We start from the raw sequence: 18,918 nt of genomic DNA, 5'->3' as shown, positions 1-18,918 counted from the left end.
TCCCGGCTCAACCCACGACACCCGCCCGGTACGCCGGAACCGCCTCTCCGGTGAACGTCCGCCACAGCTCGGCGTACCGCCCGTCCAGCGCGAGCAGTTCGCCGTGCGTGCCGTCCTCCACGACCCGGCCGTGGTCGAGGACCACCACCCGGTCCGCGCGGGCGGCCGTGGTCAGCCGGTGGGCGACGACCAGGGTCGTGCGCTTGCCCGCCAGCCGGTCCGTGGCCTGGTTGACCAGGGACTCGGTCGCCAGGTCCAGGGCGGCGGTGGCCTCGTCCAGCAGCAGGATGTCCGGGTCGACCAGCTCGGCGCGGGCCAGGGCGATCAACTGCCGCTGGCCGGCCGAGAGGTTGCGGCCGCGTTCGGTGACCTCGTGCAGATAGCCGCCGTCCAGGGTGGCGATCATCTCGTGCGCCCCCACCGCCCGGGCCGCCGTCTCGACCTCTGCGTCGGAGGCGTCGGAACGGCCGTAGGCGATGGCGTCGCGCACGGTGCCGGGGAAGAGGAACGGCTCCTGCGGGACGACACCGAGGCGGTGCCGGTAGCCCGTCGGGTCCAGCTCCCGCAGGTCGTGGCCGTCGACGAGGACGGCGCCCGAGGAGGGGTCGTAGAAGCGGGCGACCATCTTCACCAGCGTGGACTTGCCCGCGCCCGTCTCGCCGACGAACGCGACGGTCTGCCCGGCCGGGATCGTCAGCCCGATGCCGGCGAGGGCCTCCTCGCCGTCGCCGTAGTGGAAGTGGAGGTCGTCGAAGACGATCTCGCCGCTCAGCTCCCGCACCTCGCGCGGCCGCGCCGGCACGGGCGTCGTCGTCGGCTCGCGCAGCAGCTCCTGCACCCGGCCGAGGGAGACGGTCGCCTGCTGGTAACCGTCGAAGACCTGCGAGAGCTGCTGCACGGGGGCGAAGAAGAGGTCGATGTAGAGCAGGTAGGCCACCAGGGCGCCCGCTGTCAGCGTGCCCGCGCTCACCCGGCCCGCGCCCACGATCAGGACCGCGGCGGCCGCGACGGACGACAGCAGCTGAACGAAGGGGAAGTAGACGGATATCAGCCACTGGCCGCGTATCCGCGCCTGCCGGTAACCGTCGCTGCGCTCGGCGAACCGCCGGGCGCCGGTGGCCTCGCGGCGGAACGCCTGGACGATGCGCAGCCCCGCGACGCTCTCCTGGAGGTCGGCGTTGACGACGCCCACGCGCTCACGGGCCAGTTCGTACGCCTTGACGCTCTTGCGCCGGAAGACGACGGTGCCGATGACGAGCAGGGGCAGGGTCGCGAAGACGACGAGGGCCAGCTGCACGTCGATGACCACGAGCGCGACGAGGATGCCGAAGAAGGTGAGGACGGAGACGACGGCGGTGATCAGACCGGTCTGGAGGAACGAGCTCAGCGCGTCGACGTCGGTCGTCATCCGGGTCATGATCTTGCCGGTCAGCTCGCGCTCGTAGTAGTCGAGCCCGAGCCGCTGGAGCTGGGCGAAGATCTTCACGCGCAGCGCGTACAGCACCCGTTCGCCGGTGCGTCCCGTCATCCGCATCTCGCCGACCTGTGCCGCCCACTGCCCGATCACGACGGCGAGCGCGAGCCCGGAGGCCACCCAGACCGCGCCGAGCGCCATGCGCTGGACGCCCTGGTCGATGCCGTGCCGGATCAGTACGGGCAGCAGCAGACCGGCGACGGCGTCGACGGTCACCAGCAGCAGGCTCACCAGCAGCGGCGCCCCGAAGCCGCGCAGCAACTGCCGCAGGCCGTAGTCCTTCTCGGGCCGTGCCGCCTGCTCCTCGTCGATGGCGGGTACGTCCGACGCCGGGGGCAGCGCGGCCACCTTGGCCAGCAGTTCGGGCGTGGCGGGCATCCCGGCCAGGGCCCCGTCCATGCCGTCGCCCGCCGACGCGCCGGCCGTCTCCTTGCGCACCCACAGGGCGGGGGTCACCCCGTCCACGCGCGCGTGCCCGGCGGGCACGGCCTCGGTGACGTCGGTGACGTCGAGGTCCGTGCGCTCCACCAGGCCCGTGGCCGACGCCTCGCCGCCGAAGGCACCCGCCACCGGGGCGGCCGTGAGGCCCGCCGGGTCCTTCTGGACGCCGCCCAGCGTGTCCGGGTCGGTCAGCAGCCGCCGGTACGGCTCGCAGCGGTCCTCGAGCTCCTCCGCCGTGCCCACGTCGACGAGCCGGCCGCCGTCGAGGACGGCGATGCGGTCGGCGAGCGCCAGCGTCGACGCCCGGTGGGCGATGAGCAGCGTCGTCCGGCCTGCCATGACGCCGCGCAGCGCCTCGTGGATCTCGTGCTCCACGCGCGCGTCGACGGCCGACGTCGCGTCGTCGAGGAGCAGCAGCCGCGGGTCGGTCAGGATGGCGCGGGCGAGCGCGATGCGCTGGCGCTGGCCGCCGGAGAGGGTGAGGCCCTGCTCGCCGACCTTGGTGTCGTACCCGTCGGGCAGGGCCGAGATGAAGCCGTCCGCCTGTGCGGCGCGGGCGGCGGCGCGGACCTGCTCGTCGGTGGCGTCCGGCAGCCCGTAGGCGATGTTGTCGCGGACGCTGTAGGAGAAGAGGAAGCTGTCCTCGGGGACCAGCCCGATCGCGGCGCGCAGCGAGGACAGGGTCAGCTCGCGCACGTCGTGGCCGCCGACCCGCACCGCGCCGCCCGTCACGTCGTAGAAGCGCGGGAGCAGCAGGGAGACGGTCGACTTGCCGCTGCCGGAGGCGCCGACGACCGCGACGGTCTCGCCGGGCTCGAGGCGCAGGGAGAAGCCGTCGAGGACGGGGCGGGCGAGGTCGTAGCCGAAGGTGACGTCGTCGAATTCGACGGTGGCGGGGGCGTCCTCGGGCAGGGTGCGGGCGTTCGGGCGCTCCTCGACGGCCGGTTCGGTGTCGATGAGTTCGAAGACGCGCTCGACTCCGGCGCGGGCCTGCTGACCGACGGTCAGGATCATGGTCAGCATCCGCACCGGCCCGATGAGCTGGGAGAGGTACGTGGAGAAGGCGACGAACGTGCCGAGGGTGACCTGGCCGCGGGTGGCCATCCAGCCGCCGAGGGCGAGCATGGCGACCTGGCCGAGCGCGGGCACGGCCTGCAGGGCGGGGGTGTAGCGGGAGTTGAGCCGCACGGTCCGCAGCCGCCCGGCGAAGAGCCTGCGGCTGACCTCGCGGAGCTTTCCGGCCTCCTGCGCCTCCTGGCCGAAGCCCTTGACGACCCGTACGCCCGTGACGGCGCCGTCCACGACGCCCGCGACGGCGGCGGCCTGGCCCTGGGCGTACCAGGTGGCGGGGAAGAGCTTGGTGCGGCTGCGCTGGGCGAGGAACCACAGCGCGGGGGCGACGGCGAGGGCGACGACGGTGAGCAGCGGGGAGAGGGTCGCCATCACGACGAGGGAGATGACGAAGAGCAGGATGTTGCCGATCATCATCGGCAGCATGAACAGCAGGCCCTGGATCAGCTGGAGGTCGCTGGTGGCCCGGCCGACGACCTGGCCGGTGGAGAGTTCGTCCTGCCGCTTGCCGTCGAGCCGGGAGATCGACGCGAACATCTCGGTCCGCAGGTCGTGCTGCACGTCGAGCGCGAGACGCCCGCCGTAGTAGCGGCGGACGTAGGTCAGGGCGTAGACGACGACCGCGGCCACGATCAGGAGCGTGGCCCAGGGGGCGAGGGGGCGCTCCTGGGAGCCTATGACGTCGTCGATGATGAGCTTGGGTATCAGCGGTACGAGGGCCATGACGGCCATGCCCGCGAGCGACGAGCCCAGTGCGAGCAATACCGTGCGGCGGTATCGCCAACAGTATTGAGCGAGCCGTTTCGCCCAGCCCTGACCGGCGTCTTCCGCCGCACCGGTCGTATCCGTCGCCGCCACCCGAGACCTCCCGCTGTTCTCCACTGACGGAAGGCCCCAACGCTGTGGGCTGCGATTTTCATCCCATCGCAACAAAGTGGTCGTCGTCGATGGCGCTGCGTGTCCGCGTCAGATGCCGGGCAGGTACTGGATCAGCAGGTCGATGAGCTTGATGCCGACGAAGGGCGCGATCAGCCCGCCCAGCCCGTACAGGCTCAGGTTGCGGCGCAGCAGCGCGTGCGCGGAGGAGGGGGCGTAGCGCACCCCGCGCAGGGCGAGCGGGATCAGGGCGACGATGACGAGGGCGTTGAAGACGATCGCCGAGGCGATGGCCGAGGTCGAGCTGTGCAGGCCCATGATGTTGAGCTTCTCCAGGCCCTCGTAGCCGGCCACGCCGCCGAACATGGCGGGGACGATCGCGAAGTACTTCGCGACGTCGTTGCAGATGGAGAAGGTGGTCAGGGCCCCGCGGGTGATGAGCAGCTGCTTGCCGACCTCGACGATCTCGATGAGCTTGGTGGGGCTGGAGTCCAGGTCGACCATGTTCCCGGCCTCCTTGGCGGCCGAGGTGCCGGTGTTCATGGCGACGCCCACGTCGGCCTGGGCCAGCGCCGGGGCGTCGTTGGTGCCGTCGCCGGTCATCGCGACGAGGTTGCCGCCCGCCTGCTCCTCCTTGATCCGGGCCAGCTTGTCCTCGGGGGTGGCCTCGGCCAGGAAGTCGTCGACGCCCGCCTCGGCGGCGATGGCCTTGGCGGTGAGCGGGTTGTCGCCGGTGATCATGACGGTCTTGATGCCCATGGCCCGCAGCTCGGCGAAGCGCTCGGCGATGCCGGGCTTGACGACGTCCTTGAGGTGGACGGCACCCAGCACCCGGGCGCCGTCCGCGTCCTCCACGGCGACGAGCAGCGGGGTGCCGCCCCCGGCCGCGATGGAGTCGACGATCCAGCCCGCCTCGGCGGGTACGGAGCCGCTGCGCTGGGTGACCCACCGCGTCACCGAGGCGCCCGCGCCCTTGCGGATGCGGCAGAACTCGTCCCCGTAGGCGAAGTCGACGCCGCTCATCCGGGTCTGCGCGGTGAAGGGCACCCAGTGCGCGTGCGCCAGGTCCCCTTCGGGGCGTTCCCGCAGCCCGTACTTCTCCTTGGCGAGCACGACGACGGAACGGCCCTCGGGGGTCTCGTCGGCGAGGGAGGACAGCTGGGCGGCGTCGGCGAGCAGCTCGTGGGCGATGCCGTTGACGGGGACGAAGGACGCGGCCTGCCGGTCGCCGAGCGTGATGGTGCCGGTCTTGTCGAGCAGCAGGGTGTTGACGTCGCCGGCGGCCTCGACGGCGCGGCCGGACAGGGCGAGGACGTTGCGCTGCACGAGGCGGTCCATGCCCGCGATGCCGATCGCGGACAGCAGTGCGCCGATGGTGGTCGGGATGAGGGTGACCAGCAGGGCGACGAGCACGGTGATGCTCTGCGGGGCGCCGGCCCAGCCGGCCATGGGCTGGAGCGAGACCACGGCCAGGATGAAGATGACGGTGAGGCAGGAGAGCAGGATGTTGAGCGCCAGCTCGTTGGGGGTCTTCTGCCGGGTGGTGCCCTCGACGAGCGCGATCATGCGGTCGAGGAAGGTGTGGCCGGGGCGGGAGGTGATCCGGACGACGATCCGGTCGGAGAGCACCTTCGTGCCGCCGGTGACGCCCGAGCGGTCGCCGCCGGCCTCGCGGATGACCGGCGCGGACTCGCCCGTGATGGCCGACTCGTCCACCGCCGCGACCCCGTCGACGACCTCGCCGTCGCCGGGTACGGTCTCGCCCGCCTCGACCACCACGAAGTCGTACGGCCGCAGATCGGCCGCGGGCACCCGCTGTTCCTCCCAGTCGTAGCGCCCGATCCCCACCCGCCAGGACCGCAGCCGCCGCGCGACGGTGGTGGAGCGGGTGCGGCGCAGCGTCTCGGCCTGGGCCTTGCCCCGCCCCTCGGCGACGGCCTCGGCGAGGTTGGCGAAGACCACGGTGAGCCAGAGCCAGACGCTGATCAGCCAGGCGAAGACGGACGGGTCGAGGAAGGCGGAGAGCGTGGTGAGGACGGCCCCGGTCTCGACGACGAACAGCACGGGGTGCTTGACCATCACCCTCGGGTGCAGCTTGCGGACCGCTTCCGGGAAGGAGGCGATCAGCTGCTTGGGATCGACGAGACCGCCGGCGACCCGGCGGTGGCTGTGGCGGGTGCGGCGTTGCGGGGCACGGTAGAGCATCCGCTCAGCCAACCGGTTCGGACACGGACCGTGATCGGGTCCTTACGGGCCCTTGGCGCCGTGGCCGCCTCGCCTTACGCGGTCTTTACGCCGTGCCGTGTCCTCAATCGCCGGACGGGCTCGCTGTGCTGTGTCCTCAATCGCCGGACGGGCTGGAGATCCAGCCCGTCCGGCGATTGAGGACCAGGGTCCGGGGCGGAGCCCCGGGGCACCGCGTCAGGCGCGCGACGCCGCGATCTGCCGGGACATGATCGTCGTCAGCTCGTACGCCGCGTGCGACGCCGCCACCGACGTGATCTCGGCGTGGTCGTACGCCGGGGCGACCTCGACCAGGTCGGCGGAGACCAGGTTGCAGGAGGACAGGCCGCGGATGATCTCCAGCAGCTCGCGGGAGGTCAGACCGCCCGCCTCCGGGGTGCCGGTGCCGGGGGCGTGGGCCGGGTCCAGGACGTCGATGTCGATGGAGATGTACAGCGGGCGGTCGCCGACGCGCTGGCGGAGCTGGTCGGCGATCTCGTCGACGCCGCGGCGCATGACGTCCGCCGAGGTGACGATGCCGAAGCCCATCTTCTCGTCGTCGGTCAGGTCCTTCTTGCCGTACAGCGGGCCGCGCGTGCCGACGTGGGACAGCGCCTCGGTGTCGAGGATGCCCTCCTCGACCGCCCGGCGGAACGGCGTGCCGTGGGTGTACTCGGCGCCGAAGTAGGTGTCCCAGGTGTCCAGGTGCGCGTCGAAGTGCAGCAGGGCCACCGGGCCGTGCTTCTTGGCGACCGAGCGCAGCAGGGGCAGCGCGATGGTGTGGTCGCCGCCCAGCGTCATCATGCGGGCGCCGGTGCCCAGCAGGTCGTCCGCCGCGGCCTCGATGGTCTCCACGGCCTCGTCGATGTTGAACGGGTTCGCCGCGATGTCACCGGCGTCCGCGACCTGCGCGAGGGCGAAGGGGGAGGCGTCCTGCGCCGGGTTGTACGGACGCAGCAGACGGGAGGCCTCACGGATGGCGTTGCCGCCGAAGCGCGCGCCCGGCCGGTAGGAGACGCCGGTGTCGAACGGCACGCCGACGACGGCGATGTCGGTGCTGCCGACCTCGTCCAGCCGGGGCAGGCGGGCGAAGGTGGCGGGACCGGCGTAGCGCGGGATGCGGGAGGAGTCGACGGGGCCACGCGGTTCAAGGGGGGCGGGGCTGTTCTGGGGGGTCATGCGGGGGCCTCTCGAATCACGGACGAATTACGGTCGGGGCAACGTCGGGGCGGCAGTGGAGGACGTACCCGAGGGTAGGCAGGGCGACGGATTCCGCACATGTACGGATTGAAGGGTCCGGCCTCGCCATATAGACACGACGTCCATCGCGTGGGGACGCGTCGTCCATCGCGCACACATCGCGGGGGAGAATGAGCCCATGTCGATACCCAGCCGTACCGCTCTGATCGATCATCTCGTCCGTACGCGCATCGCGGGAGACGTCGCGACGCCCCGCGAGAACAACCTCGACCACTACCGCAAGCTCGCGAACGGTGATCGCCGTTACTGGTTCGGGCTGGAATTCGGCGACCGCTGGACGGACGAGCAGGACGTGCTGGCCGTCATGGCGGAGCGCTGCGGCGTCAGCGACGAGCTGAACCACCGCGCGGGCCAGGACACCATCGACCCCGAGCTGACGGTCGCGGCCCTGGACCGCATGGCCGCCGTGCTGCGCAAGGCGGCCATGGGCCGGCAGCGGGTGCTCTTCGCGACCGGGCACCCCGGCGGGCTGCTGGACGTGCACCGGGCCACGGCCGCCGCGCTGCGGGCGGCGGGGTGCGAGATCGTCGTGATCCCGGACGGGCTGACGGCGGACGAGGGCTACGTCTTCCAGTTCGCGGACGTCGCCGTCTTCGAGCGCGGGGCGACGCTGTGGCACACCCACTCCCCCGCCCCGATGGCCGCGATCCTCGACGGTCTCGTCCGCGAGGGGCGCCCGCTGCCGGATCTGGTCGTCGCCGACCACGGCTGGGCGGGGTGCGCGGCCCAGCGCGGTCTGGACGCGGTCGGTTACGCGGACTCCAACGATCCGGCCCTCTTCCTCGCCGAGGCCGAGGGCACCCTCCAGGTCGCCGTGCCGATCGACGACCACGTCCAGAGTCCGCGCTTCTACGACCCGATGACGGCGTACCTGCTGGCCGCGGCGGGGTTGTCGCCGGAGGCCTGAGCAGGTCCAGCCGGCTCCGGACAGGCCTAGGCCGTTTCCTCCCGGTTGCCCGGGCCGCCGTTCCACGCACGGACGCACAGCCAGCTGCCTCCGTAGAGGACGGCGGCCTCGGCGAGCCGGAAGAGGACTCCGGAGTACAGCCGGGGCCAGTCGGTGAGCTGGACGATCCTGCCGTGCCAGAAGAACAGCACTACGCCGCCGGCGACGATGCCGACGACCCCAACGGTCATCAGCAGCGCTCTGGCCGCCATCCCCATCGGCGCTCCCCCACGCGACATGCCGCATCCCTCCCTGTAGTCGAGATCGTTCTCGAAAGATCAACCCCAGGAGGGTACTTGGCTCAGCCGCGCGGGACGCGGACCACGCCTTCCTGGATGACCGAAACCGCCAACCGCCCGTCCTGTGTGAAGATCCGGCCCCTGGCGAGCCCGCGGCCGCCCTGGGAGGTCGGGCTCTCCTGGTCGTAGAGCAGCCATTCGTCGGCCCGGAAGGGCCGGTGGAACCACATGGCGTGGTCAAGGCTGGCGCCGACGACGTCACCGACCGCCCAGCCGCCGCGCCCGTGGGCGAGCAGGACGGAGTCCAGGAGCGTCATGTCGGAGACATAGGTGGCGAGGCAGAGGTGCAGCAGCGGGTCGTCCGCCAGTTTGCCGTTTGTCCGGAACCACACCTGCGACCTGGGCTCGCGCGGCTCCCCCATGCTGGCGAACGGCGGCTCGTCCACGTACCGCAGGTCGACGGCTCCGCGCGCCTTGAGGATCAGCTCCACGATGTCGGGGCCGCCGAGGAGGCCGGCGTGCCGGGGCAGCATCTCGGCGGCGGTGGGCAGGGTGACCGGGTCCGGCGCCGGCGGCATCGGCTCCTGGTGCTCCAGCCCCTCCTCGTACGTCTGGAAGGACGCGGAGAGGTGGAAGATCGGCTGCCCGTGCTGGACGGCCACCACGCGCCGGGTGGCGAAGGAGCGCCCGTCCCGGATGCGGTCGACGGTGTAGACGATGGGCACCTCGGGGTCGCCGGGGCGCAGGAAGTAGGAGTGCAGGGAGTGGGCGACGCGGTCGTCGGGGACGGTGCGGCCCGCGGCGACCAGGGCCTGAGCGGCCACCTGCCCGCCGAAGACCCGGGGCACCAGGGTGGGGCGGCCGGTGGTGCCGCGGAAGATGTCCTGCTCGATGGGCTCGAGGTCGAGCTGACCGAGCAGATCGTCCAGGGGGGTGGGTGGCTCGCTCATGTGGCCGGTGGTTCCTTACGGGATGGGTGGGACGGCCTACAGGCCCATCGACTTGGCGATGATCGAGCGCATGACCTCACTGGTGCCGCCGTAGATGCGGGTCACGCGGGTGTCCGCGTACAGGCGGGCGATCGGGTACTCCATCATGTAGCCGTAGCCGCCGTGCAGTTGGAGGCACTTGTCGATGACGGCGGCCGCGCGCTCGGTGGTGAAGAGCTTCGCGGACGCGGCGTCGGCCGGGGTCAGCTCACCGGCGTCGTGCGCGTCGAGGGCGCGGTCGACGACCGCCTGCATCGCGTCCACCTCGGACTTGCAGTCGGCCAGCACGAACTTGGTGTTCTGGAACGCGGCGACCGACTGCCCGAAGACGGTGCGGTCCTGGACGTACGCCTTGGCGAACTCCACGGCCGCGGCGGACTGGGCGTACGCGCCGACGGCGATGGCCAGCCGCTCCTGGGGGAGGTTGTGGCCGAGGTAGCCGAACGCCTTGCCCTCCTCGCCGAGGAGGTCTTCCACCGGCACCTTGACGTCGGTGAAGGAGAGTTCGGCGGTGTCGGAGGTCTTGAGGCCGAGCTTCTCCAGCTTGCGGCCGACCGCGTAGCCCTCGGAGGCGGTGTCGACGACGAGGATGGAGATGCCGCCGCGCCGGTCCTCGGGGGTGGGCGGGGCGGTGCGGGCGCACACGAGCACCCGGTCGGCGTGGACACCGCCGGTGATGAAGGTCTTCGCGCCGTTGAGGACGTAGTGCGTGCCGTCCTCGGAGAGCCTGGCGGTGGTCTTCATGCCGGCCAGGTCCGAGCCGGTGCCGGGCTCGGTCATGGCGATGGCGGTCATCATGTCGCCGGAGACGAAGGAGGGCAGCCAGCGCCGCTTCTGCTCCTCGGTGGCGTACTTCAGGAGGTAGGGCAGGCAGAGCGCGGTGTGCACGCTGCTGCCGCCGAAGCTCACGCCCACCCGGGCGCACTCCTCGGCGATGACGGCCTGGAACTTGAAACTGGTCTCGCCCGCGCCGCCGTACTCCTCGGGCACCTCGATACCGAAGACGCCCAGCTCGCCGAGCTTCTTGTAGAACTCCCGGGGCGCCGAACCCGCCTCGCGCCACTCGTCGTAGACCGGCACGACCTCGGCGGCGATGAAGTCGCGGATGGTCTCCCGGAACGCCTCGTGGTCCTCGTTGAACACCGTGCGACGCACAGCGCCTCCCTCCCTCGTCTCACGCCCTACTAAGCGCTTGCTCGGCTGAAGTTACCCAGGGGTCACCAAGGCTGTCCAGAGCCGGGCCCCTTCCGGGGGAACGCCGGGTGCCGCCTGCGGCGGCGGGCGCCCTTCGGGCGTGTCCTCAAGCGCCGGACGGGCTTGATTCCGGCTGAGCCCAGCCGATGACAGCCCGTCCGGCACTTGAGGACACCGCCGCGCAGCGGGGTGCGGACGACACGGCCTACGCCGCGCCCGCGGACAGGGCGGCGAGCGCGCCGAGCGCCAACCGCCTCAGCAGCGCCGCCGTGGCCGCGCGGCCCGGGAGGGCGGCGGGCCGGCTGAGGTGGGGGGTGGAGTTGAGCAGCCCGAAGACGGCGTGCACGGCGCCGCGGACGTCGGCCTCGGTGGCGTCCGGGTGGAGCCGGCGGACGACGTCGACCCACAGCTCCACGTACCGGCGCTGGAGGGAGCGCACCAGCTTGCGGTCGCTGTCCCGCAGCTGGCCGAGCTCACGGTCGTGGAGGGTGATCAGCGCCCGGTCGTCCAGGGCGAAGTCGATGTGCCCGTCGATGAGCGAGTCGAGCACGGCGGCCGGGTCGCCGTCCGCTTCGGCGGCGGCCTCGGCGACCCGCCTGCAGCCGCCGTCGAAGAGCCGCTCGCTGATCCCCACCAGCAGCTCCGCGAGCATGGCGTCCTTGCCCGCGAAGTGCCGGTAGAGACCGGGGCCGCTGATGCCGACCGCCGCCCCTATCTCGTCCACCCCGACGCCGTGGAAGCCGCGCTCGGCGAAGAGCCGGGCGGCCTCCCGGAGGATCTGCTCACGGCGGGTGAGGGCGGGGGCGGGCTGGGGGCGGGTTGCTGCGTCTGTCACGAAATCAATTCTAGACAGCGGCGTTAGTGGTCGTTAACCTGAAGGAAACGTGTTAACGCTCATTAACCGAGCAAGGGAGCTCGAGTCCATGCAGCAGGCACCGGTGCTGGGGAGCACCGCAGATCCGGCGTCCGACGCCTGGCGGGCCAATGAGGCCGCCCACCGCGAGCTGGCCGCCGGACTGCGCGAGAAGCTCGCCGCCGCACGACTGGGCGGGGGCGAGAAGGCCCGCGCGCGGCACACCGCGCGCGGAAAGCTGCTGCCGCGCGACCGGGTGGACGCGCTGCTGGACCCCGGGTCGCCGTTCCTGGAGCTCGCGCCGCTGGCGGCCGAGGGGATGTACGGCGGGGCCGCCCCGGCGGCGGGCGTCATCTCCGGCATCGGGCGGGTGTCCGGGCGCGAGGTGGTGATCGTCGCCAACGACGCCACGGTCAAGGGCGGCACGTACTACCCGATGACCGTCAAGAAGCACCTGCGCGCCCAGGAGGTCGCGTTGGAGAACAGGCTCCCCTGCCTGTATCTCGTGGACTCCGGCGGCGCCTTCCTCCCCTTGCAGGACGAGGTCTTCCCCGACCGCGACCACTTCGGCCGGATCTTCTACAACCAGGCCCGGATGTCCGGCGCCGGCATCCCGCAGATCGCGGCGGTGCTCGGCTCCTGCACGGCGGGCGGCGCCTACGTCCCGGCGATGAGCGACGAGGCGGTGATCGTGCGCGACCAGGGCACGATCTTCCTGGGCGGCCCGCCGCTGGTGAAGGCCGCGACGGGCGAGGTCGTCACGGCGGAGGAGCTGGGCGGCGGCGAGGTCCACTCCAAGGTCTCGGGCGTCACCGACCACCTCGCCGAGGACGACGCGCACGCCCTGCGGATCGTGCGGAACATCGTGGCCACCCTCCCCGGGCGCGGCCCGCTGCCCTGGTCGGTGGAGCCCGCCGAGGAGCCGAGGACGGACCCGCGGGGGCTGTACGGCGCGGTCCCGGTCGACTCCCGCACCCCTTACGACGCGCGCGAGATCATCGCTCGGATCGTGGACGGCTCCCGTTTCCAGGAGTTCAAGGCGGAGTTCGGGCAGACTCTGGTGACGGGCTTCGCCCGGATCCACGGCCACCCGGTGGGCATCGTCGCCAACAACGGCATCCTCTTCTCCGAATCCGCCCAGAAGGGCGCGCACTTCATCGAGCTGTGCGACCAGCGCGGCATCCCCCTGCTCTTCCTGCAGAACATCTCCGGCTTCATGGTCGGGCGGAGCTACGAGGCGGGCGGCATCGCCAAGCACGGCGCGAAGATGGTCACGGCGGTGGCCTGCACCCGCGTCCCCAAGCTCACGGTCGTCGTCGGTGGCTCGTACGGCGCGGGCAACTACTCGATGTGCGGCCGGGCCTACTCCCCCCGCTTCCTGTGGATGTGGCCCAACGCCAAGATCTCCGTGATGGGCGGCGAGCAGGCCGCGTCCGTCCTCGCCACCGTCAAGCGCGACCAGCTCGAAGCGCGCGGGGAGGAGTGGAGCGCGGCCGACGAGGACGCCTTCCGGGCACCGATCCGCGAGCAGTACGAGACGCAGGGCAGTGCCTACTACGCCACCGCCCGGCTGTGGGACGACGGGGTGATCGACCCGCTGGAGACCCGGCAGGTGCTGGGCCTCGCGCTGACCGCCTGCGCCAACGCCCCGCTGCCCGCGAAGGACCCGTCGGCGCCCGGCTACGGCGTCTTCCGGATGTGAGCGCCCTCATGACAAGCGGAGACTCCATGTTCGACACCGTCCTGGTCGCCAACCGAGGCGAGATCGCGGTCCGCGTCATCCGTACGCTCCGCGCGCTCGGCATCCGTTCGGTCGCCGTGTTCAGCGACGCCGACGCGGACGCCCGCCATGTGCGCGAGGCGGACACGGCCGTGCGGATCGGCCCCGCGGCGGCCGCGGAGAGCTATCTGTCCGTCCCGCGCCTGCTGGCGGCCGCGGAGCGCAGCGGCGCGCAGGCCGTCCACCCCGGCTACGGCTTCCTCGCGGAGAACGCCGCGTTCGCCCGCGCCTGCACGGACGCCGGGCTGGCCTTCATCGGCCCGCCCGCCGAGGCGATCCAGCTGATGGGCGACAAGATCCGCGCCAAGGAGACCGTGCGGGCGGCGGGCGTGCCGGTCGTGCCGGGCTCCTCCGGCAGCGGTCTGACCGACGCGGAGCTGGCGGCCTCGGCCCGGGAGATCGGCATGCCCGTGCTGCTCAAGCCCTCGGCGGGCGGCGGCGGCAAGGGCATGCGCCTCGTCCGCGACGCATCGCTGCTGGGCGAGGAGATCGCCGCGGCCAGGCGCGAGGCGCGGGGCTCCTTCGGTGACGACACCCTGCTCGTTGAGCGGTGGGTCGACCGCCCCCGGCACATCGAGATCCAGGTCCTCGCGGACGGCCACGGCAACGTCATCCACCTCGGCGAGCGCGAGTGCTCCCTCCAGCGCCGCCACCAGAAGATCATCGAGGAGGCGCCGTCCCCCTTCCTCGACGAGGCCACCCGCGCGGCGATGGGCGAGGCCGCCGTGCAGGCGGCGCGCTCCTGCGGGTACACGGGCGCGGGCACGGTGGAGTTCATCGTGCCGGGCGACGACCCCGCCTCGTACTACTTCATGGAGATGAACACCCGCCTCCAGGTCGAGCACCCCGTCACCGAGCTGATCACGGGACTGGACCTCGTCGAATGGCAGGTGCGGGTCGCCGCCGGCGAGCGGCTGGGCCCGGCCCAGGGCGACGTGACCCTGACCGGCCACGCGGTCGAGGCCCGCATCTGCGCGGAGACCGCGCGGCCGACGGCGGACGGCCGGGTGGACTTCCTCCCCTCGGCGGGCAGGGTGCTCGCCCTGGGCGAACCCGTGGGCGAGGGCGTGCGGGTGGACTCCGGCCTCGCCGAGGGCACGGAGGTCGGCACCTCCTACGACCCGATGCTCGCCAAGGTCATCGCGTACGGCCCGGACCGCCCGACGGCACTGCGCCGGCTGCGGGCCGCCCTCGCGGAGACGACCGTCCTGGGCGTGGACACCAACGCCGGTTTCCTGCGCCGGCTGCTGGCGCACCCGTCGGTGGTGTCGGGCGCGCTGGACACGGGGCTGGTCGACCGGGACGCGGCGTCGCTGGTGCGGACGTCCGTCCCGGACGAGGTGTACGCGGCGGCGGCGCTGCTGCGGCAGGCGGCGCTGGAGCCGAGCGCACTCCCCGCAGGTGGCTGGGTGGACCCGTTCTCGCTCCCGACGGGCTGGCGCCTGGGCGGGGAGCCCGCGTGGACGGTCCATCACTTGCGCATTCCGGGTCAGGACCCGGTGGCAGTGGAGGTGCGCGGCGGCGCGGCGAAGGCAGAGGCCCGTCTGCCGGGCGCGGCGGGCGGTGCCCCGGCGACTCAGCTCGCCGGCACCGGCCCCCTCCCCGCCGGCGCGGAGCCGCTGCCGCCCCGGGGGCCCGGAGGCTTGCCCTCGGTTCCGGGAAGGGAAGCGGTGGGGGAACAGAACCCCGCGCACCCCACCCGCATAGTGACCCTCACCCCCACCACCCTCACCCTCGAACTGAACGGCCTCACCCACACCTTCACCCACGCCACCGGCCCGGAGGGCACCTGGCTCGGCCGTGACGGCGACGCCTGGCACGTCCAGGACCACGACCCCGCAGGCGCCCGCGGCGGCGCCGGGGCCGCGCACGCCGGGGCGCTGACCGCCCCGATGCCCGGCACGGTCACCGTCGTGAAGGCCGCCGTCGGCGACGTCGTGACCGCCGGGCAGAGCCTGCTCGTCGTGGAGGCGATGAAGATGGAGCACGTCATCTCCGCGCCGCACGACGGGACCGTCACCGAACTGGACGTGACGGCGGGCGCCACCGTCGCCATGGACCAGGTCCTGGCCGTCGTCACCCCCGCCGACGCCCCTCAGGAGGAGTCATGATCGACGGACTTCCGATGGTCGTGCCGGAGCCCGGCCTCCCGGACCGCGTCCGTATCCACGAGGTCGGCCCCCGCGACGGGCTGCAGAACGAGAAGGCGGTCGTCCCCGTCGAGGTGAAGGCGGAGTTCATCCGCCGGCTCGCCGACGCCGGGCTCGCCACCATCGAGGCGACGAGCTTCGTGCACCCCAAGTGGGTGCCCCAGCTCGCCGACGCCGAGCGGCTGATGCCGATGCTCGACGGCGTCGCGGCCCGCCTTCCCGTCCTGGTGCCGAACGAGCGCGGCCTGGAGCGCGCCCTCGCCCTCGGCGTGCGGGAGATCGCCGTGTTCGGCAGCGTCACGGAGTCCTTCGCCAAGGCCAACCTCAACCGCACGGTCGACGAGTCGCTGGAGATGTTCGCGCCGGTCGTGGCCACGGCGCGGGAGGCCGGCGTCACCGTGCGCGGCTACCTCTCGATGTGCTTCGGCGACCCCTGGGAGGGGGCCGTGCCGGTCGGGCAGGTCGCGCGGGTCGCCCGCCGGCTGCTGGACCTCGGCTGCGACGAGCTGAGCCTCGGCGACACGATCGGCGTCGCCACCCCCGGCCACGTCGGCGCGGTCCTGACCGCGCTGGGCGCGGCGGGCGTGCCGGTCGAGCGGCTGGCCGTGCACTTCCACGACACCTACGGCCAGGCCCTGTCCAACACCCTGGCCGCCCTGCGCCACGGCGTGCGCGTCGTCGACGCCTCCGCCGGCGGCCTCGGCGGCTGCCCCTACGCGAAGAGCGCCACCGGAAACCTCGCCACCGAGGATCTCGTGTGGATGCTCGACGGCCTCGGCATCGAGACCGGGGTCGACCTCGGCCGGCTCACCGCCACCAGCGTGTGGATGGCCGGCCACCTGGGGCGGCCCAGCCCGTCCCGCACTGTCCGCGCCCTTTCCCCCCAGGAGCTTTGAGACATGTCGCTGGACCACCGCCTCTCCTCCGAGCACGAGGAACTCCGCCGCACCGTGCAGGAGTTCGCACACGACGTGGTCGCGCCGAAGATCGGCGACTTCTACGAGCGCCATGAGTTCCCGTACGAGATCGTGCGGGAGATGGGCCGCATGGGCCTGTTCGGGCTGCCCTTCCCCGAGGAGTACGGCGGGATGGGCGGCGACTACCTGGCGCTCGGCCTCGCCCTGGAGGAGCTGGCCCGCGTCGACTCCTCCGTGGCGATCACCCTGGAGGCCGGCGTCTCGCTGGGCGCGATGCCCGTCTTCCGCTTCGGCACCGAGGAGCAGCGGCGCGAGTGGCTGCCCAAGATGTGTTCCGGCGAGATGCTGGGCGCGTTCGGTCTGACCGAGCCCGAGTGCGGCTCGGACGCGGGCGGGACGCGCACCACCGCCCGGCTGGACGAGGCCACGGACGAGTGGGTGATCAACGGCACCAAGTGCTTCATCACCAACTCCGGCACGGACATCACGGGCCTGGTCACGGTCACCGCCGTCACCGGCCGCGACGAGAACGGCAAGCCGCGCATCTCGTCGATCATCGTGCCCTCCGGCACGCCCGGCTTCACCGTCGCGGCCCCCTATTCCAAGGTCGGCTGGAACGCCTCGGACACCCGCGAGCTGTCCTTCTCCGACGTCCGGGTCCCGGCGGCGAACCTGCTGGGCGAGGAAGGCCGCGGGTACGCCCAGTTCCTGCGCATCCTCGACGAGGGCCGGATCGCGATCTCGGCACTGGCGACGGGCCTCGCCCAGGGCTGTGTCGACGAGTCGGTGTCGTACGCCAAGGCCCGGGAGGCGTTCGGCAGGCCGATCGGCGCCAACCAGGCGATCCAGTTCAAGATCGCCGACATGGAGATGCGGGCGCACACGGCCCGGATCGCGTGGCGCGACGCCGCGTCGCGGCTGCTGCACGGCGAGCCGTTCAAGAAGGAGGCGGCGCTGGCCAAGCTCTACTCCTCCGAGATCGCCGTCACCAACGCCCGCGAGGCCACGCAGATCCACGGCGGCTACGGCTTCATGAACGAGTACCCGGTGGCGCGCATGTGGCGGGACTCCAAGATCCTGGAGATCGGCGAGGGCACGAGCGAGGTGCAGCGGATGCTGATCGCCCGGGAGTTGGGCCTGTAGGGCGCCCCCGCGCACCTGCGAGAATCCCACCCATGGCTGAGATCCTCCAGAAGGACGGTACGTGGGCGTTCGACGGCGACACGATACGGATCGTGCCCGGGCGCGAGCGTGGGGTGCACCTGCTGCGCCAGACGCTGGGTGAGCTCGCCGTGCCGCTGGCGGCAGTGGCGGGCATCGCCTTCGAGCCGGGCCGCAAGGGCGGCCGGCTGCGGCTGAGGCTCCGCGACGGGGCCGACCCCCTGGCGCAGGCCACGCGCGGCCGGCTGCCGGACGGCGCCGATCCGTATCAGCTGGCGGTCGAGCCGGGCCGGACGGGCGTGGCGGAGTACTTCGTGGACGAGGTGCGCAACGCCCTGCTGCTGGAGCAGGTGCCGGAGGGGCCCGCGGACCGCTATCTGCTGCCGGGCCCGGCCGTGCCGTTGTCGGTGGGCGCCGGGGACGGCACGGTCTCCTTCGACGGCGAGTGGGTTCGGCTGGAGTGGAACTGGAAGACCGAGGAGGGCAAGAAGTCCGCCGGGACGCGCACCTTCGCGGTGGCCGACGTCGCCACGGTGGAGTGGCTGCCCTCCCACGGCCTGGAGAACGGCTATCTGCGCTTCGTCCTGGTCATGGGGGCGACCAAGGCGCCGCCGAAACACGACCCGCACGCGATCGAGCTGTACGGCTTCAAGAAGGACCCGCTGATGGCGCTGGTCGCGGCCGCGGTCCTGGCCCGGCTGCCGCACCCCTCGGGAGCGGGCGCGGCGGACCGTCCCGCACTCGCCGGGATCCTGCCGGCCGACGCTCCCGCCACCGCGGGCACGGACGGCTCCCCCGGCTCCGGCTCCGGCTCCGGCTCCGGCTCCGGCTCCGATCACGATGCGCTGCTGCGGCGCCTGCGCGAGCTGGGCGAGCTGCACCGGAGCGGGATCCTCACCGACGAGGAGTTCGCGGCGGCGAAGCAGGCGGTACTCAAGCGCTTCTAAGCCGACATTTCTGGGCTCTCCCGACCCTTTCGATCTTCACTCCTGCCCGATATCGGGCAGGATTCTTGCGAAAGCCCTCGGTACCCCTCAGTATCAACGGGTGCTCGAACGCCGTATGACCCATGACGACCTGGTGGACCACCTGGTGCGCAGCACGCCGCTTCAGCGCGGCGAGGCCGCCCGGGTGGTCCTGGACGTCCTGGCGTACTTCGACGAGACGACCGAGACGTTCGTGCGTCGCCGACACCGCGAGCTCCAGTCCGGCGGACTGAACAACGCGGAGATCTTCGAGCGGATCGCGGCAGAGCTGCCGCACCGCGCGGTGGCGCCACCCGAGCTCTCGCTGCGGCAGCTGCGCCGCATCGTCTACGGCTGAGACCGGCGGCTCCTGCCGCCG

At 72.3% G+C, this 18,918-nt stretch carries 14 protein-coding genes; 7 read left to right on the top strand and 7 right to left on the bottom strand.

Going from position 1 to position 18,918, the window contains the following annotated elements; translation table 11 throughout:
- Positions 1-7: 7 nt before the first annotated feature.
- The 3 genes from FHS38_RS00795 to speB form a co-directional block, all read right to left on the bottom strand.
- Positions 8-3,844 (bottom strand): ABC transporter ATP-binding protein, encoded by a 3,837-nt coding sequence (locus tag FHS38_RS00795; protein WP_184729615.1) that lies wholly within the window; start codon positions 3,842-3,844, stop codon positions 8-10.
- 108 nt (positions 3,845-3,952) lie between these two features.
- Positions 3,953-6,067 (bottom strand): potassium-transporting ATPase subunit KdpB, encoded by a 2,115-nt coding sequence (gene kdpB / locus FHS38_RS00790; RefSeq protein WP_184729613.1) that lies wholly within the window; start codon positions 6,065-6,067, stop codon positions 3,953-3,955.
- A gap of 216 nt (positions 6,068-6,283) precedes the next feature.
- A complete protein-coding gene (gene speB / locus FHS38_RS00785; protein ID WP_184729611.1) occupies positions 6,284-7,264 on the bottom strand; it encodes an agmatinase in 981 nt (326 codons plus the stop codon).
- Positions 7,265-7,463: 199 nt separating this feature from the next.
- On the opposite strand from speB, the gene FHS38_RS00780 reads away from it, so the two are divergent.
- Complete coding sequence (locus FHS38_RS00780) at positions 7,464-8,252, top strand: phosphatase (protein ID WP_184729609.1); 789 nt, start codon at positions 7,464-7,466, stop codon at positions 8,250-8,252.
- A 26-nt stretch (positions 8,253-8,278) separates the two neighbouring features.
- On the opposite strand, the gene FHS38_RS00775 is transcribed toward FHS38_RS00780, so the two are convergent.
- The 4 genes from FHS38_RS00775 to FHS38_RS00760 all read right to left on the bottom strand — a co-directional run bounded on the left by FHS38_RS00775 (position 8,279) and on the right by FHS38_RS00760 (position 11,548).
- Positions 8,279-8,530, bottom strand: a complete 252-nt coding sequence (locus FHS38_RS00775; RefSeq protein ID WP_184729607.1) for a hypothetical protein — start codon at positions 8,528-8,530, stop codon at positions 8,279-8,281.
- 62 nt (positions 8,531-8,592) lie between these two features.
- The gene (tesB, locus tag FHS38_RS00770; RefSeq protein WP_184729605.1) at positions 8,593-9,480 is read right to left on the bottom strand and encodes an acyl-CoA thioesterase II; all 888 of its coding nucleotides are present in this window, start codon (positions 9,478-9,480) and stop codon (positions 8,593-8,595) included.
- Between the two features lie 36 nt (positions 9,481-9,516).
- Positions 9,517-10,674, bottom strand: a complete 1,158-nt coding sequence (locus tag FHS38_RS00765) for an acyl-CoA dehydrogenase family protein (protein ID WP_184729603.1) — start codon at positions 10,672-10,674, stop codon at positions 9,517-9,519.
- Positions 10,675-10,918: 244 nt separating this feature from the next.
- Complete coding sequence (locus FHS38_RS00760; RefSeq protein ID WP_184729601.1) at positions 10,919-11,548, bottom strand: SACE_7040 family transcriptional regulator; 630 nt, start codon at positions 11,546-11,548, stop codon at positions 10,919-10,921.
- 88 nt (positions 11,549-11,636) lie between these two features.
- Here FHS38_RS00760 and FHS38_RS00755 point away from each other — a divergent pair, with 88 nt between their 5' ends.
- From FHS38_RS00755 to FHS38_RS00730, 6 genes are all read left to right on the top strand, one after another.
- Positions 11,637-13,268 carry a carboxyl transferase domain-containing protein gene (locus tag FHS38_RS00755; protein WP_184729600.1) on the top strand — a complete coding sequence of 544 codons (1,632 nt, stop codon included), beginning with the start codon at positions 11,637-11,639 and terminating at the stop codon, positions 13,266-13,268.
- A 26-nt stretch (positions 13,269-13,294) separates the two neighbouring features.
- Positions 13,295-15,457 (top strand): acetyl/propionyl/methylcrotonyl-CoA carboxylase subunit alpha, encoded by a 2,163-nt coding sequence (locus FHS38_RS00750; protein ID WP_184729597.1) that lies wholly within the window; start codon positions 13,295-13,297, stop codon positions 15,455-15,457.
- The gene (locus tag FHS38_RS00745; RefSeq protein ID WP_184729595.1) at positions 15,454-16,392 is read left to right on the top strand and encodes a hydroxymethylglutaryl-CoA lyase; all 939 of its coding nucleotides are present in this window, start codon (positions 15,454-15,456) and stop codon (positions 16,390-16,392) included. Before FHS38_RS00750 ends, FHS38_RS00745 begins: the two co-directional genes overlap by 4 nt.
- A 3-nt stretch (positions 16,393-16,395) precedes the next feature.
- Positions 16,396-17,556, top strand: coding sequence for an acyl-CoA dehydrogenase family protein (locus tag FHS38_RS00740; protein WP_184729593.1), 1,161 nt, complete (start codon positions 16,396-16,398; stop codon positions 17,554-17,556).
- 32 nt (positions 17,557-17,588) lie between these two features.
- On the top strand, positions 17,589-18,521 hold the full coding sequence (locus tag FHS38_RS00735) for a DUF4429 domain-containing protein (RefSeq protein WP_184729592.1): 933 nt from the start codon (positions 17,589-17,591) through the stop codon (positions 18,519-18,521).
- A gap of 100 nt (positions 18,522-18,621) precedes the next feature.
- Positions 18,622-18,897: a hypothetical protein gene (locus FHS38_RS00730; RefSeq protein WP_184729590.1), complete on the top strand. Its 276-nt coding sequence runs from the start codon at positions 18,622-18,624 to the stop codon at positions 18,895-18,897.
- Positions 18,898-18,918 lie beyond the last annotated feature (21 nt).

Origin of the sequence: Streptomyces netropsis (assembly GCF_014203545.1) — a bacterium.
Taxonomy (GTDB): Bacteria; Actinomycetota; Actinomycetes; order Streptomycetales; family Streptomycetaceae; genus Streptomyces; species Streptomyces netropsis.
Note: the sequence above shows the minus strand (reverse complement) of the source record. Positions and strands in the feature narration are given on the sequence as shown.